At 48.9% G+C, this 13,133-nt stretch carries 16 protein-coding genes; all 16 read right to left on the reverse strand.

Annotated features, from left to right (window positions below):
- Window positions 1-16 precede the first annotated feature (16 nt).
- Entirely contained in the window at window positions 17-748 is a 732-nt protein-coding gene (locus tag ACQGQ5_RS13635) for a flagellar hook-basal body protein (protein ID WP_455737040.1), read from the reverse strand.
- A 19-nt stretch (window positions 749-767) separates the two neighbouring features.
- On the reverse strand, window positions 768-1,541 hold the full coding sequence (locus tag ACQGQ5_RS13640; protein WP_455737041.1) for a sigma-70 family RNA polymerase sigma factor: 774 nt from the start codon (window positions 1,539-1,541) through the stop codon (window positions 768-770).
- Window positions 1,542-1,591: 50 nt separating this feature from the next.
- Entirely contained in the window at window positions 1,592-3,652 is a 2,061-nt protein-coding gene (gene flhA, locus ACQGQ5_RS13645) for a flagellar biosynthesis protein FlhA (RefSeq protein WP_455737095.1), read from the reverse strand.
- 2 nt (window positions 3,653-3,654) lie between these two features.
- Complete coding sequence (flhB, locus tag ACQGQ5_RS13650; RefSeq protein WP_455737042.1) at window positions 3,655-4,716, reverse strand: flagellar biosynthesis protein FlhB; 1,062 nt, start codon at window positions 4,714-4,716, stop codon at window positions 3,655-3,657.
- Between the two features lie 39 nt (window positions 4,717-4,755).
- Entirely contained in the window at window positions 4,756-5,520 is a 765-nt protein-coding gene (locus ACQGQ5_RS13655; RefSeq protein WP_455737043.1) for a flagellar biosynthetic protein FliR, read from the reverse strand.
- 48 nt (window positions 5,521-5,568) lie between these two features.
- Complete coding sequence (fliQ, locus tag ACQGQ5_RS13660; protein WP_455737044.1) at window positions 5,569-5,835, reverse strand: flagellar biosynthesis protein FliQ; 267 nt, start codon at window positions 5,833-5,835, stop codon at window positions 5,569-5,571.
- Between the two features lie 32 nt (window positions 5,836-5,867).
- Window positions 5,868-6,662 (reverse strand): flagellar type III secretion system pore protein FliP, encoded by a 795-nt coding sequence (fliP, locus tag ACQGQ5_RS13665; RefSeq protein WP_455737045.1) that lies wholly within the window; start codon window positions 6,660-6,662, stop codon window positions 5,868-5,870.
- Window positions 6,601-7,041 (reverse strand): FliO/MopB family protein, encoded by a 441-nt coding sequence (locus ACQGQ5_RS13670; protein WP_455737046.1) that lies wholly within the window; start codon window positions 7,039-7,041, stop codon window positions 6,601-6,603. Before ACQGQ5_RS13670 ends, fliP begins: the two co-directional genes overlap by 62 nt.
- Window positions 7,042-7,074: 33 nt before the next feature.
- Window positions 7,075-7,437 (reverse strand): response regulator, encoded by a 363-nt coding sequence (locus tag ACQGQ5_RS13675; protein WP_455737047.1) that lies wholly within the window; start codon window positions 7,435-7,437, stop codon window positions 7,075-7,077.
- A 34-nt stretch (window positions 7,438-7,471) separates the two neighbouring features.
- Complete coding sequence (fliY, locus tag ACQGQ5_RS13680) at window positions 7,472-8,590, reverse strand: flagellar motor switch phosphatase FliY (RefSeq protein WP_455737048.1); 1,119 nt, start codon at window positions 8,588-8,590, stop codon at window positions 7,472-7,474.
- Window positions 8,591-8,609: 19 nt separating this feature from the next.
- On the reverse strand, window positions 8,610-9,608 hold the full coding sequence (fliM, locus tag ACQGQ5_RS13685; RefSeq protein WP_455737049.1) for a flagellar motor switch protein FliM: 999 nt from the start codon (window positions 9,606-9,608) through the stop codon (window positions 8,610-8,612).
- Between the two features lie 57 nt (window positions 9,609-9,665).
- Window positions 9,666-10,529 (reverse strand): flagellar motor protein MotB, encoded by an 864-nt coding sequence (locus ACQGQ5_RS13690; protein ID WP_455737050.1) that lies wholly within the window; start codon window positions 10,527-10,529, stop codon window positions 9,666-9,668.
- Window positions 10,530-10,590: 61 nt separating this feature from the next.
- Entirely contained in the window at window positions 10,591-11,463 is an 873-nt protein-coding gene (locus ACQGQ5_RS13695) for a motility protein A (protein WP_455737051.1), read from the reverse strand.
- Between the two features lie 50 nt (window positions 11,464-11,513).
- Complete coding sequence (locus ACQGQ5_RS13700) at window positions 11,514-11,717, reverse strand: flagellar FlbD family protein (RefSeq protein ID WP_455737052.1); 204 nt, start codon at window positions 11,715-11,717, stop codon at window positions 11,514-11,516.
- A 72-nt stretch (window positions 11,718-11,789) separates the two neighbouring features.
- Window positions 11,790-12,623, reverse strand: a complete 834-nt coding sequence (locus tag ACQGQ5_RS13705) for a flagellar hook-basal body complex protein (RefSeq protein WP_455737053.1) — start codon at window positions 12,621-12,623, stop codon at window positions 11,790-11,792.
- Between the two features lie 82 nt (window positions 12,624-12,705).
- Window positions 12,706-13,110 carry a TIGR02530 family flagellar biosynthesis protein gene (locus ACQGQ5_RS13710; RefSeq protein ID WP_455737054.1) on the reverse strand — a complete coding sequence of 135 codons (405 nt, stop codon included), beginning with the start codon at window positions 13,108-13,110 and terminating at the stop codon, window positions 12,706-12,708.
- Between the last annotated feature and the right edge of the window lie 23 nt (window positions 13,111-13,133).

A 13,133-nucleotide genomic window follows, 5' to 3' on the forward strand; every position in this document is an offset into this window, starting at 1 on the left:
CCCTTCCTGTGGCAAATTATATTTTGGCGATATTGGTGACGGCATCCGACAAAACCTGGTCGTACATCTTGATCGCCTGGGAACAGGTCTGCAGATTGCGCTGGGCCGAAAGAGCGTCCGTCATTTCCTCGGCTGCGTTCACGTTGGAGCCTTCTATCGTCTTCCACATGATCTCCGGATTTTGTACCAGCGCCGCATTGGTACCCGTGAACATTCCGTCGCCGGATATCCGAAGGTTATTATAATCGTCAAAACCGTAAACGGCGATTTTGTCGACAACATTTCCTCCGACCGTCAGGTTTCCCTGCGCGTCGGCGGTAAACTGGTCGGTGCCGATCTGAATGGGGCCGTTCTGGCCCATTACGCGGCCGACATTGTCCAGAACAAGATATCCTTCCGCGTCAACGTTAAAGCTGCCGTTGCGCGTGTAGACCGTTCCGTTCGCCCCCTGTACCGCAAAGAAGCCCTCTCCCTGGATGGCAAAATCCAGCGGACGCTCCGTATTCTTGAGGGTGCCCTCGGAATGAATCACGTTGGTTTTATCCGCCGCCGTAATCAAACTCATGGTGCCGATGGGCGTTTTCTGCGAATCGACGCGGTTAATCACCATGCTGCCGAATGTGGAGGCGGTGACTTCCTTCTTCTTGTACCCCGGCGTTTCGATATTTGCCAAATTGTTGCTGACGCCGGTCAGGATCCTGCTCTGTGTCAGCATCCCGGAACCAAGCGCGTAAAATCCTCTGACCATGGCTGTTTCCTCCTACATTCTATTGATTCAGGTATTCCGCCAGAGATTTTTTCAGCTTTCTCAGCGCGCTGGAATGGATCTGCGACACTCTGGAATCGCTGATCCCCATCACGCTGGAGATTTCCTTGATTTTCAGCTGTTCCTTGTAATACAGCGAAATAACCACCTGTTCCTTTTCATTGAGCAGTTCGATGTCCTTCGCAAGCACGGCCTGCAGCTCTTTTTCCGCCACAACCTGCTCCGGCCCGTGAATCGAGTCCCCCGACTGGCTGACCTGAATATTTTCAACGCCTTTTTCATAGATCATCTCTTCAAAGGAAAGCATATTGAGCACGCAGGTTTCCGCCTGCATCTTTTCATAGTCCGGCAGGCTGATCTGCAGAAAATCCGCGGTTTCCTGATCGGTAGGATTGCGCCCCAGCCGGTGGTTGAGCATGTTCTCCGCCTCGCTGATATTTTTGGCGATGCGTTTGAGCCTTCTGGGGAAACAGTCCTGTTTGCGTATGTAATCGATCATGGCGCCGCGCACTTTAATGGAAGCATAGGTTTCAAACTTCACTTTTTTTTCAAAATCAAATTTCTCCACAGCATCCAGAAGAGCGATCAGGCCCTCATTGACGATATCGTCCATATAGTTGAAATACTGGTAGCGACCGACTGTTTTCAACGCTATGCACTTCACGATATAGCTGTACTGAACAACAAGCATATTCCGCAGGTCGGTGTTTCTTGTCTGACGATACCTGGTCCATAACTCCGCTGCCCCTATCTTCTCCGTTTCCGTATTCTTCACCGCAGCCGCCCCCTCCTTTCAAGCCTAAAATTGATCATGGGATCCTCTGTTTATTCCAATGTAACATTGGCAACCGCCTGGATCTGGACATTGGAATTCAGTTCGTTAAACGAAAGAACCACCGCGTTGGGATAAAACTGCTCCAGCATTTTGCTGAAATAGATCCTGACCAGCGGGGAGGTCAGTACAATCGGAATATTGATGACATCCTTGACCTTTGTGATACACTCCATCAGCTTGGATATGATCTTCTGCGTGGACTGGGGGTCAAGCGAAAGATAGGTGCCCTGATCGTTTTTGCTGATGGAATTGATAATCAGCCTTTCGACCTCGCTGTCCAGCGTAATCACCCTGATCTGGCCGCCGTCGGACCACTTGCGGGTGATCGTGCGCTTCAGGGCCTGCCGCACGTATTCGGTCAGGACCTCAAGGTCGCGGACAGTGGAGGCGTTGTCCGAAATCGTTTCCAGAATGGTTTCCATATCCCTGATGGGAACGCCCTCCTTCAGCAGGTTGCACAGAACCTTCTGAAGGCCGCCGAAGGTAATCTGATTGGGGATCACGTCGTCCACAATGGTGGAACCGGTCTTTTTGACGTTTTCCAGCAGCTGGTTCAAGTCCTGTCTGGAGAGCAGCTCATGCGCATATTTCTTGACGGTTTCGGAAAGGTGCGTTACCACCACGGACAGCGGGTCGATCACGGTATAGCCGTAAATTTCAGCCATTTCCTTCTTGTCCCGGGTGATCCACTTGCTTGGGATGCCGTAGGCCGGCTCAATGGTCTCTATGCCGTCGATGGTTCCGGTAAGGTTGCCCGGGTCCAATGCAAGGTAATAGTCGACCAGAATTTCGCCGCGGCTGACTTCCTCGCCCTTGATCTTGATCACATACTGGTTGGGATTCAGCGTGCCGTTGTCCCTTAACCGCACGGCCGGAATGACGATTCCCATATCCACTGCGAACTGCTTCCGGAAGGTAACCAGCCGTTCAATAAAGCTGCTGCCGCTGTTTTCGTCGACCAGCGGAATCAGGCTGTAGCCGAATTCCATTTCAATGACGTCGATTTTCAGCAGGTCGTAGATATTGTCGATATTTTTGAAATAATCCGTGTCGTCCGCCTGCTGCTGTGTTGCCGTGCGGGCCGTCTCGGCCTTGGCGGCCACAGCCGCCGCAAGCTCGTTCCTCTTCCGGAGGTTGAATCCGGCAAACAGCATACCGACCGCCACGATCAGAATCTGCGGGACAGGCATACCGGGGATAAAGCAAAGGCCGATCAGGGTGCAGCCGCTGATGATCATAACGACGGGATGGGAAAAAAACTGCCGCGAAACGTCCATGCTCAGGCTGGAATCGGACGCCGCGCGCGTAACGATCATGCCGGTCGCGGCGGAAATCATCAGCGCGGGAAGCTGCGATACAAGGCCGTCGCCGACGGTCGCAATCGAATAGACATTCAGCACCTCCTGAAAGGTACTGCCGCCCTGAACCATGCCGATCACGGTACCGGCGATAAAATTGATAAACGTGATGATGATGGAGGCGATCGCGTCGCCCTTTACAAACTTGGTGGCGCCGTCCATGGCCCCGTAAAACTCCGCCTCGCGCTGGATATCCGTCCGGCGCTGGCGTGCCGTCGATTCATCGATCAGCCCGGAGCTCAGGTCCGCGTCGATCGCCATCTGTTTTCCCGGCATCGCGTCCAGCTTGAACCTTGCGGAAACCTCGGAAACACGTTCCGCGCCTTTGGTAATGACCAGAAAGTTGACAATGACGATAATCAGAAAGACGATGAAACCGACGATGACGTTTCCTTTCAGCACAAAGCTGCCGAAGGTTTCAATCACCTGTCCGGCTTTTCCGGACTGGGTAAGAATCAGCCTGGTCGAAGAAATGTTCAGCGCCAGGCGGAACAGTGTGGTAATGAGCAGCATAGACGGAAAGACGGAAAACTGGAGCGCGTCCTTCACGTACATGGTCATCAGCAAAATCATAACGGAGATCGTAATATTTATGATAAACATCATATCCAGCAAAAAAGGAGACAGCGGAATGATGATAAATCCGACTATGAGGATGACAAAAATTGCTACGATATTATCGAGGACCTTCAATATCACCTCATCTCCTTTTTCAATGAATATACCCAGGCCATAATTTCAGCAAGAATCACATAATATTCCTCCGGAATTTCCCGGTTGACATCAACCGTTTTGTATAAGGCCCTTGCGAGCTGTACATTTTCCGTCATCGGGATATGGTTTTTCTCCGCGATCTCTATAATTTTCAGCGCAACGTGATCCTGCCCTTTGGCAACCACAATCGGGGCGCTGTTTTTTTCGATATCATATTTGAGCGCTACGGCAAAATGGGTCGGGTTCCTGACGATCACATCCGCAGTCGGCACCTGCTGCATCATCCTCTGCATGGAGATTTTGCGCTGCCGTTCCTTGATCTGTCCTTTAATCTGCGGGTCGCCCTCCATCTGCTTGTACTCTTCCTTGATTTCCTGCTTGGACATTTTAATATTCCGCTCATACTCCCACCACTGGTACAGATAGTCGAAGGCGGCGATCAAAATAAAAACCATGGAAAGCTGTATGACAATGTCCATGATGGAATTCAGGATGAACTGCACGGCATCGAAAATATCTTCGAACATCAGCTTCGTAAAATATTTTGCAATGTTCATGAACGACGAGTACAGGATGTAAAAAATAACGGAAATTTTGAGCATGGCTTTGACCAGTTCGGTAACGGAACGGATGGAGAACATCCGTTTGATTCCCTGCAGGGGGCTGATCCTGGAAAACTTCATTTTCAGGTTCTCTTTGGACACCCTAAATCTGGTCTGCGCCCCGGTAGCGATCACACCGACCGCTATGGCGGTGAGCATCATCGGCCCGGCCAGTGAAAAAAGAGCGATCAGCGCATCTTTGGCCACGTCCATTGCAAATTCGGCCGTAAGCACCGGAATCGTCTTTGCATAGGCAATATACCGGGAAAGGAAAAGGGAAAGAGAATGATAGATAAAGGGAAAAAGCATCTTTAAAATCAGAAAAAGCGACAGAATGGACAGTGCGCTGATTACGTCGCTGCTTTGAAAAATATTGCCTTTTTTTCGTTCGTCTTCCCTTTTTTTCGGGGTCGCTTTTTCGGTCTTGCTGCTGTCTGCCATATCATCCCCCCTAAAATCAGATCCGAACGGAGCCGGAAGCTACAGCAATGCCTGAAACACCTGATTGATATTGTCAAACATGAGTAAAATCAGTTTTTCAAGAAAAGACGCCAGAGGCGGCGCCATAATGATGATGATAACGAACCCAAGGATTACTTTCAGCTGGATATTGATGACGAAAACGTCGATCTGGGGAACAGCCCGCATCACCAGGCCCACAGCGATCTCGGTAATCAGCTCCGCCGCAAGGACGGGCAGCGACATTTTCACCGCGTACACCAGGATGAGGGAAAACAGGTTGATGAGCGGCTGGTACATGACCGGTTCAAAATGAAGGGAACCGTAGGGAACCATGACGCACAGCTTCACAAAAATCTGAATCAGGGTCAGATGGCCGTTTACAGCGAAAAAGATCAGAATAAACATCGTATTGATAAACGACGCGGAAAGAGGCATGGATACGTTGCTTTGCGGGTCGTAGATCTTCGACATGGAAATACCGATCTGCATGTCCATATTTTCGCCGCTGATGAGCATGACCGACAGAAACAGCTGGATGACATACCCCACCATATAACCGATCAGCAGTTCCTTCAGCAGGCTGACGGACAGGACCAGAAAAGAAGGGATTTCCATGGTCTGGGCGGGAACCAGGTGATAGGAAAAAACCGAAAGCATCAGGGTGAGACCGACTTTGAGAATAACCGGAAGATTTTTTCTTCCCAAAATGGGATTGAACAGAATGCAGCCGGACATTCTCATGAAAATAAAAAGCAGAAGAGTAAAATCATAATTCAATTCCATTTTTCGTTTATGACCACACCTTCCTGCCGTTCTGGAAAAGAGGCTGATTTAATTTAATTTTGTTATCAGGCTGAATATGTAGACGGTGAAATCATTCATGGTTTCCATCATCCACGGTCCCAGAATCATCAGGATCAGCGCGATGGCCACCAATTTGGGAACAAAGGTAAGGGTCTGCTCGTGAATCTGCGTGGCCGCCTGAAAGATGGATACGATCAGTCCCAGTAAGACACTGGCAATCAGAATGGGCGCGGACAGCTTGAGCGCCGCAACCATTGCAGCCTGTATCACTTCCGTGATTTGCGATGTTGACATGTCTGCATCCTCCCACAGTTATTTGAGCCAAGCTACAGATTGAAGCTGGCCGCCAGCGTTTTGAACAGGAGTCCCCACCCGTCCACAAGCACAAAAAGCAGCAGCTTAAACGGCAGCGAGATCATCGCCGGAGGAAGCATGATCATGCCCATCGACATCAGCGTGCTTGCCACAATCAGATCGATAATCAAAAAAGGAATAAAAAGCAGGAATCCGATTGTAAACGCCCGCTTCAGTTCACTGGTCATAAACGCGGGAATCACTACCGTAATGGACAGCTCGTCGACCGACTTGACCTCCTTTGCTTTGGAAAGATTGATAAACAGGTTCAAATCCTCTTTTTTTGTCTGTTTGAGCATAAATTTTTTCATTGGGACGGCCGCCTTATGCAGGAACTCCTCCTGCGTGATTTTCTGTTCCTTGTAAGGCTGGTACGCCTGCGTATTCACTTCATTCAGCACAGGATTCATGATAAAGAGCGACAGAAATAGTGCGATCCCGATCAGCACCTGATTCGGGGGAGTCTGCTGCAGCCCCAGCGCGTTGCGCAGGAAAGAGAGGACAATGATAATCCTGGTAAAGCAGGTCGTCATAATCAGAATGGAAGGCGCAAGGGCAAGGACCGTAAACATTTCGATAATTTCCAGCGTGTCCATTCCTTTGCCGTTCACATCGACATTGACGGACGCCGCGGAAGCGCCGACCGGGAGCAGAAAAATCAGCACAAGAGAGACCGTAATCAGAATCAGAGCCTTTTTACCGAGCTTACTTTTTTTCTTTTTTGTCTTCGGAGTCTTCCGTTTTATCGGCTCTTCTGAATATTGCATCGCTTATTTTCACATCCCATCTGCTTTTCAGCGTCGAATTCAAAACATTACGAAAGGTATCCTTCTGCAAAGGTCCGGGGATGTTCAATTCCGCTTCATCCAGTTCTTTCAGAATCTCGATGTTGTTGTTTGCAAAACCTACCAGATAGTACCGTTTGCAGACTTCAATAATAACAAGCCCCTTGTCCTGCGTCAGGGCCACCCGCTCCAGCACCTTGATATTTCCCGATTTTGAAACGTTGTTGACCTTGTTTGCCATGAATCTGCTGAACGCATAGCAAAAGTACAGCACTAAAACAATCGCAATCAGGGAAAACAGAAGCGGCAGGATATCTGAAAAAAAGCTGAGCAGCGGCAGAGTGCCCCAAGCAAAATTCAACACGGTTCCTCCTTTATCCAGCCGTCGGCCCCATCACCCTAAAATACCGTTTACCGTTTTCATGATGCGGTCCGGTTTGAACGGCTTTACAATAAAATCCTTTGCGCCCAGTTTCAGAGCTTCGACGACCATTGCTTCCTGGCCCATGGCGGAGCACATGACCACTTTGACGTTTGCGTCCAGCTCCTTTAAATGCTTCAGGGATTCCAGACCGTCCATGACGGGCATCGTGATATCCATGAGAATCAGGTCCGGCTTTTCAGAGGCGTAGACAGTAATGGCTTTTTCCCCGTTTTCCGCTTCGACAATTTCCGTATAGCCATTCTGCTGCAAAGTATTTTTAATCATCATCCTCATAAAAGCCGCGTCGTCTACCAACATAATTTTCTTGCTCATTTCTGTTCCTCCTAAAATTACACCTAACGGCGTTTTATATTAATTTCATGATTTCATTATTGCTCAGCACTTCTGTAATTCTGACACCGTAAAAGTCGTCTACCACAACGACGTCGCCCTTGGCGATCGGCTTGCCGTTCACAAAGATATCGACCTGAGAACCGGCCTGCTTATCCAGCTCCACAATCGTTCCCGAAGTGAAATCCAGAATATCTTTGATGGGCTTTCTGATCCGGCCGATTTCCACGGTAATTTGAAGAGGGACGGACATGATCATGTTCAGGTTGCTGCTCTGATCGCTGGTAAGGATCGAATCGGCTTCGTCAAAGCTTTGATAGGCCATTCTTCCCACGTTGTAATTCTGCTGATAACCCGGCTGCGGTTCCGGTTTTGCGGCGGGTTCCGGAGCCGCCGTTTGTACCGGCTCGGGCCTTCTCGGCGCTGCCGGCGTCTGGGGGGCTGTGGGCGTTTCCGGCTGCGGGGCAGGCGCTGGCTGCTGCTGGGTCATCTGCTGCTGCGTCGGCTGCGGACGCTTTTCCTCCGGGGCGGGCGAACCGAGGCTAAAGGAGGAAATAATTTCTTTCGCGAGGCTGACTGTCATTAAGCTGATAAATTCACTGTTGACAAGATCCCCGATCATCAGATTGAATTTAACGGAAACAACCAGTTCGTCGCTGCTGAAATATTTGCTTTTAAATTGTTCGGAATTATCGATCTGGAAGGAATTCGGCGGGGAAATGTTGATCGCCATGTTCAGGAATTGGGAAAGAGCGGTGGCGGAGGCGCCCATCATCAGGTTCATTACTTCACAGATGGCCCCGATGCTCATCTCATCCATAACAAATTCCTGATCGGAATAGTCGGTATGAAGCAGAAGCCCCACAATGACCTTTACATCCGACTCTTTCAGAATCAGGATGTTTTTCCCGCTCAGGCCGCTGACATAATTGATTTCGACCGCAACGGCCGGCTCCATGGATTCAAAATGGACCTCGGAGGAAGGCTGTATCTCAACATGCGGCGTCGTTATATTGACCCTCTGTTCCAGCATTTCCGAAACAGAAGTCGCCGACGAACCTAAACTGATATTCAGTATCTCCCCTATCGCATCAATTTCCATAGGAGAAAAAGTTTCTTCATTATTCGGCTCCATAGAAATCACCTTTCATCGTTTATTGCAGAGATTTGTCAATTTTAACTGCGTATTTTTTCTTTTTCGTTCCTATTACGCCGGTAAACCACGGCAAATTCTCCACTTCCAGGACAATAGAGTCTTTGTTTACCTGCGTATTGAGAGGAATGATATCGCCGACCTGCAGATTCAGCAATTCTCTCAGGCTGATTTCCGTTTTGCCTAATATTGCACACACCGTCAGCGGAGAGCTTTTCAGCCCATGCATAATCGCCGACTTACGCTGCTGCTCCACCATGGGGTCGTCTTTTTTCGGCGGCTTGACATACTTGGAATTAAAAAAGCGAAATACTTCTTCCAAAGAGGAAGCAGGCAAACAGATATTCATCGTTCCCTTCAGGTTTTCAAGGGTTATTTCGATCGCGACAATCGCAACCGCCTCATCCGGCTGTATGAGCTGAATGAGCCGGGAATTGGTTTCGATCATATCCAGGGTATGATCGATTTCCATATAATTGCTCCAGGCGTTATTTAAAAGAGGATTGACCTGCTTAAACAGATATTCGAGCAGCGAAAGCTCAATGTCCGTATAGTCTCTTTCTATCTCGTAACCCGTTCCGTTGCCGCCGAGCATGCGGTCCATGATGGAAAAGGAGACGGGACGCGACAGTTCGATCAATATCTGCTTATCGTCTATTTTATTTTCGGCATTGTGCATTCCGAAGATGGCGACCAATATGGAATCACCCAAAGCGTTGTTGAACTCCCGATACTCTTCCTCTTCGACCTGCAGGATTTCCATCTGACAGGTCGACCGGAGCATTCCGCCAAGCTGAAGGCTGAACATCCTCGAAAAGTTATCGAAAACATTATCCAAAAGCTTCAGCTGTTCCTTTGTAAACTTTTTAGGCGACATAAAGTCGTACTCTTTTACCTTGGAAGCCGTCGTCTGTTCTTCTATTTCATTAAAATTAACATGACCACTCTGCAAATTGCCCAACAATTCGTCAATTTGCTTCTGTGATAATACCTCTGCCATAAAACCTCCCATTCCCCGCACACCAGACATACGGAAAATTTAATACTGTCAAGCGGATCATTTGCTGCTTACAGTGCCTTTACTGTCGGCAGACCCAATGTCCTTATAAACCTCATCCAAAACGGAACTGACCTTCCCCGCTTTGGAAATATAAATTTCGACCCTTCTGTTTTTCGCACGGGTGGCTTCCGTCCCGTCATGCGGTACGATCGGGCGGTATTCTCCATAGCCCTCTGAAACCATTTTGGCCGGGTCGATTATATTTTTCAACTGGACATACAGCAAAACATTTTTTGCCCTGTCGGATGACAAAGCGCGGTCAAAAGCCTGTGCGGTGGTGGTGGTTGAGTTACCCGCGCGGGCGGTGTGGCCATAGAAACGGATTTCGCCGATCTGATCCGGAATATTTTTAATTCCGTCACAGACAAAGTCCAGGATCTTTTTCCCATCATCTCTCAGTTCAGAGCTGTCTCCGTTAAAAAAGATGCTGTTTTGAAAAGTCAGAAAGGTATAATTATCCCCTTTATGTACCTGCACAGAGTCCTGCAGGCCATTTTTATGGACGTAATCGTTTAAATATTTGTACAGGCTGTCAAAGTCCGTTACCTGATCGCTTCCGTCCCCGCTGCCGGCCTCTTCCCCCTGTCCGGATTCGGAACTCACATTGCTGGCACTGGCATCGGCATCGAAATAAGAGCCGCTGTCAGAATTCAGGGCATCCGACTGTATGGCCTGTTCCATAGTAGCGGTCGCCTGCTTATTGGTAGAGAAAGCTTTTACAAGCTTCTGCCATTTGGTGGCGTCCATGGTCGACATGGCAAACAGCATCACAAAAAAAGTCAGCAGCAACGTTACCATGTCCGCATATGTATCCAGCCAGTTCGGGCCGCCGCCGCCGGGATCCGCTTTTTTTCTGGCCATTTTCTCACACCCCCGCTTTTATATAAATACGCTGAAACTCAGCTTCTGTTTTTGAACAAAGTTACTTCTTCTTACTGCGTTTTGGCTTTTTTCCTTCAGGCACGCTGGACATGCTTTGAGAAGGACTCTGCCCTCTGTTTCCGGATTCGATTCTCTTCTTTTCGCACACGTAAGCGTTCAGTCTTTCCTCAATATGTTTCGGGTTATCCCCCGCCTGAATCGCCATAACGCCTTCCACAACAATTTCCTTACACACCATTTCTTCATCATGACGCATATGCAGCTTGTGGGCCAGCGGCGTCAATAACATGTTGGACATCATGGACCCGTAGAAAGTGGTCACCAGCGCCGTGGACATTCCCTGTGCCATTCTGGTAGCGCCGCCGTCCGCATTCATGTCCAGATTGGCAAGCATATTGATCAGTCCGATCAGGGTACCGATCATACCGAATGCCGGGCCGAAGGTGGAAAACTTTTCGTAGAACTGCCACGCATGGGAATGACGGTCCTCCAGCCCGTCCAGTTCGTCGTCCAGGATTTCCTTTACCTTTGCCGGGTCAATGGCGTCGACGATCAGCATGATGCTGTTTTTGAGGAATGAGTCCTGCTCCTGATTGGCCTTATCTTCCAGAGAAAGCAGGCCCTTTCTTCTGGCTTCCTGCGCGTAGTCCACGATCGTATCGATGTACTGCTGCGGATTGTACCTGTTCCGTGAAACGACGATTTTCATATGCTTCGGAATGTCTTTGAAATAAGTAATCGGGAATGCAATGACGGTAGCGGCAATCGCACCGCCAAAAGTAATTGCCATGCTTGGTACGTCGATAAAATTTTTGATGGTAGACCAAATAATTCCGGCGGAGGGATCGAAAACGATTCCGAAAATAACCAATCCAAGGCCGGCAATCAGCCCTATGATACTGGTAAAATCCACATAAACACTCCCTTGAATAAGATACCTGATACAGGAATATCCCGCTGAGGTTAATCCATTAGTTTAACTGTGTTTTGAAATATCTGCCGATTGTAATGAATGATTTTATCGATAATATCCTGCCTTTCCTCCGCAACAAGAAAATATTTTCCCGTGGTCAGGGTGATTTTTGTTTCCGGTATATTTTCTATCGTCTCGATCAGGTTTGAATTCAAGGCAAACGAAACACCGTTTAAGCTGGTTAAATCTATCATCTCAATTCCCCTTTTTTAACTAACGGACCGTTTCTGAGACCGCAGCCGGCCCCAGAAACGGCAGTCATTGAACTATCTCTTTAAATTGACGAGATCCTCAAGCATTTCATCGCTGACCGTGATGATTTTTGAGTTTGCCTGAAATCCGCGCTCGGTGATGATCATCTGTGAAAACTCATTCGCCAGATCCACATTGGAGGATTCCAGCGCGCTGGTGACTAATTTACCTGCGGCACCTTTGCCCGGGGCAAAATAGGTTGCATCGCCTGTATTGCTGACCGCTTTGTAATAAGAGCCGCCCTCTTGCGTAAGACCAGAGGGGTTGGGAATATTTGCGATCGCAATTGTAGCAAGAGTAACTACTTTTCCTGCGTCTGTGCCTGTAGTCGCCTGACCGGTGATTTTACCGTCACTGCCAATGGTAATATCTTTATAGGTACCGATATCTGCAACATTAATCGCCGTAGGATCTGTTTTACCATCGTCACTTGGAGCCCCGCAGACAATTTTCTTATTCCCATCCACCAGATTTCCGGCAGCGTCAAAGCTTAATGACCCGACACGGGTATAAAGATAATCGCTTCCGTCCTGAATGACAAAATACCCCTCGCCGTCGATATAGCAGTCCGTGGGGTTGCCTGTTGTAGCCATGCCGGAACGGGTATTGAGCACATCCACCGTTGCGGCGGTCGAGCCGTAACCTACCTGTGCTGGGTTGCCCCCGGCAACAGTGCTGGCGGTTCCCGCGGAAGATCCCGCCAGAGTCTGGTAATAAACATCGCGGTAGGTTGTTCTGGAGGACTTAAATCCGTAGGTGTTGACGTTGGCGATATTGTTGCCGATGACGTCCATACCGGTCTGGTATGCTTTTAATCCGGCTACTCCGGAAAACAATGCTCTCATCATAAGTTTGATCTCTCTCTTTCTTTTTGAAACCGCACGAGCTTCTCTGTCAGTCAAAGCTCAATAACTTCCTCAAGAGGTCCGGTTATAAAATTACGGCTCCGTCAATATTTGTAAATACGTTTTCGGTCATTTCCCGGCCGCTCATGGTTGTTACCACCGTACTGCTGGGAACATTCACGATAAATGCAGTCTGCCCGTTTAAAATCAAAGCGTCCTTGATTCCTTTGGATTTTGCTTTTTCTACCGCGCCGTTGATCTGGGAAACGAGCTGCGGGGAAACCGGAATATTTCTGGAATCCATGCGCTGCAGTGCGTGTTTGGAAAAGGTAAGCTGCTGCTGTTCCACAGTCTTGCGGAAAAGCTGCCCGAATTCGCTGCTGCCCGGATCGACCGCGCCGGTCTTCTGCGTATTTGTGCCGGCGGGGGGCACCGTGTAATTCGGATTGATAAACGAGGAATAATTCTTTTTGAATTGAATGTCATCCATGACTGTGCTCCTAACTGTTTCAC

It is taken from the genome of Caproiciproducens sp. (assembly GCF_053840905.1).